Genomic DNA, 2,901 nt, shown 5'->3' with positions numbered 1-2,901 from the left:
TTGCTTTGCTAGCGTTATCTTGCTTGATAACATTTTTTCGATTCAATTGAACCGAATTTATTGTGATTACATCTTGCTTGTTCAGTTTTCAAGGTTCATTTCGTTGTCGTTATCTCTCTTGACGACTTAATAATAATAACATTTTAATTTTAAGTTGTCAACAACTTTTTTAAAATTATTATTTTTGATTAAGTTATGTGTCATTTCTTAACGACAAGTTATATTATACACCGTACATATAATAATGCAATAGTTTTTTAGTATTTTTTATTGATATTTTAAACGTTTTTTATAAAACTTTATATACTATATATATTATACTGATATTTTTCTTTTAAATGGATATTTTATATTTATAACTATATGTATTATGCAGGATAAAATTGGTTCTTACGCACTTTTGGTGTTAGACAAACAAGTATATGTATAAAATGAATTATCGTTATTTTATAAAAATATCAATGACGAAATAGTACTCTTTTTTCTAATAATACAACACTTGCACGTCCATATAATCGACGCTTTTCTGTTTTTAATCGATTCACATGTCCCTCAACAAAGCCATTTGTATAGGGATATTCAAATGCATTTTTTATAGCGTTCAAGTCTTGTCGTAAACGTAAAGCATAGGGATAAAACGGCTGTGTTCGGTCTGCTAGTTGTTGTGATAGCCAATTTAAAAACCGTGAATAATCGCGGATTTCTACTGCTTTTCGAAAAGTTTGAACAATATCATAAAGTTTTTTGAAAATGGGATAATGTTCAAACAAATAATGTAGCCATTGCGATTGTTCAAACGTAAGTTGTTGTGGCCACTTCCAAAGGAGCAAACTAATTTGTGGACGTGTTATTAAATCTGATTTCTCTTGAGAAAATTGTAGACGCCTTGCTTTTCGAATCGCTTCTACTGCCATCCGAGTAGCACCATAGGTGCCTAAAAATCCTTCTTTTATGAGAAGTGTATGAATTCTCTTAACTGTCATTCGCATTTCTTCTAATTGAATAATACGTTTTTGAAATGGGTGCGCCTTTTTACCTCTAGTTGTGCTTAACCAATCATCACCAGCAGTTAAATATTTTTTTATTGTTCTTGGATCTAATTGAAATTGTTTAGCCAATTGCCGCATAGAGCGATTATCTTGATAAGCATTTTGTACTTTGGCAATTAATTGTTTTTTACTTTCTTTCCTTTCTATTGCACGTACTTGATAGCTAGCAAGAGGTAATGTTGATTTTTCTCCAGAAATGTTTTTCCTTTCTAATGAAGAAGGAATCGTTGATAAAAGAAGATTATCTAAGCGCTTTTTGCAGTTTTTAATAAAATGCCAGCGATCTGATACTTGTATGATATTTGGATTTGCTGTCTTAATCGCTTCTTTAAAAGCAGTCAAACCATCTCGACTAACAATTTGAATATGAGGATATTTTTTCAACCAAGTTGTGATAGTTTCTTGTTGGCGGTCTTGTAAGACCGCAATAATTCTCCTTGTTATAAAATCACAAATAATAGTTCCATAAGTGTGTCCCTTACGCCATGCAAATTCATCAATTCCTATAACATTTGAAATTGCTCGTGGTGTGACATTTGTTTGGTAGATAATGCGGAGTAATGTATCATGACTGACAGAAAAGCCTGCGACTTTCGCTAATTTTGCTGCTACTAAACAACTCGTAGAAAAAGCAAAGTGCCTTAATAAATTTGTGGCGCGAATGGTTTTTCTTGCATAGGGTGCAAGCCATGAAAAACGTTCTGCAAAAATAAGCTGTGAACATTTTGAATTTTTACAATGCCATTTTGCTGCCTTCAAATGAAGAGTAACAATTAACCCTGTAGATGGAAGGTCTTGCAAACGTCTTGTATATGTGCTGTGTTTTTTAGTAGTTTGGCACAGACAAGTTGGGCAAGTTGCTATCTCATTTACGCTCGCCAAAAATAAATGATAACCATTTGACTCTTGTTTAATAGACAAGAGTCGAAGAAATGGATCAGGATTTTTCCAAGGTATAAACATAACTATCAATCCTTTTTGCTTCCTATACCCAGATAATATCGTATTCAATCTAACACCAAAAGTGCGTAAGAACCCTTTTTATTTTGCACTAAACAATTTATCGGTCTTAAAGCTTAAACTATTAAAAAAATTTATAATTGGTTATTAAAATTTATTAGTAGTTTCCCAAAAACCTTATCTGTAGACTTGCTACCTTAGGATTTACAGATAGAAACATGCATTCACTTAAACCTTTACTATTGTATTTGAAGTGAAGCTATACTTACTTAATTATAATAAGGATCCGTAGGTAGCTTCTCCTTCTTCATAACAAATATTCTTTTCATTTATAAGTATGGTTTCAGCGGCTTTACATTTATAAATCAATCTATTATCGAATTCTTTCACTGGTAACAAACTAATGATTTCTTTTCATTAGAATAACTACCTATATCTTGAATCCATTGCTACCTCAATAAAGATATCTATATTCCTTCTATCTGTCCTCTTAAAATTCGTTTTTTGAATAGAGAAAAATGGCAATACCATATTTATCAAATTCACCTGCATACACTTTTGATCATTCCTTTACTGTTTAAATCTTACTGTTAATCCCATTAAATTGATGTATTAAATCTGAACATCGTTTTTAAAATGCCATGTAGCCATGTCTTTATTTATTAACTAGCACATCTTTTCGTATCATTCTGAAAAATACTTGTAAAAACTACTCTATTATACTCTTGAGTGTGGAGCAGTATATTTTATCCTCGTTTGTTAGCAGCTACATGCCTTTTGATTTGTAATTATAAATGCTAATTTAAACGTGTACATATAAAATCACTTAAAGATGTACAAATTTACCATTAAATGTAACATACTAGAACTTGAGGTGAATAGTATGTACATA

General features: G+C 31.0%; 1 protein-coding gene. It reads right to left on the bottom strand.

Annotated features, from left to right (window positions below):
- Positions 1–458: 458 nt before the first annotated feature.
- Positions 459–2,012 (bottom strand): ISL3 family transposase, encoded by a 1,554-nt coding sequence (locus tag ACFSY7_RS10505; RefSeq protein ID WP_380147794.1) that lies wholly within the window; start codon positions 2,010–2,012, stop codon positions 459–461.
- Between the last annotated feature and the right edge of the window lie 889 nt (positions 2,013–2,901).

Source organism: Kurthia populi (genome assembly GCF_042686175.1).
GTDB lineage: Bacteria > Bacillota > Bacilli > Bacillales_A > Planococcaceae > Kurthia > Kurthia populi.
Note: the sequence above shows the minus strand (reverse complement) of the source record. Positions and strands in the feature narration are given on the sequence as shown.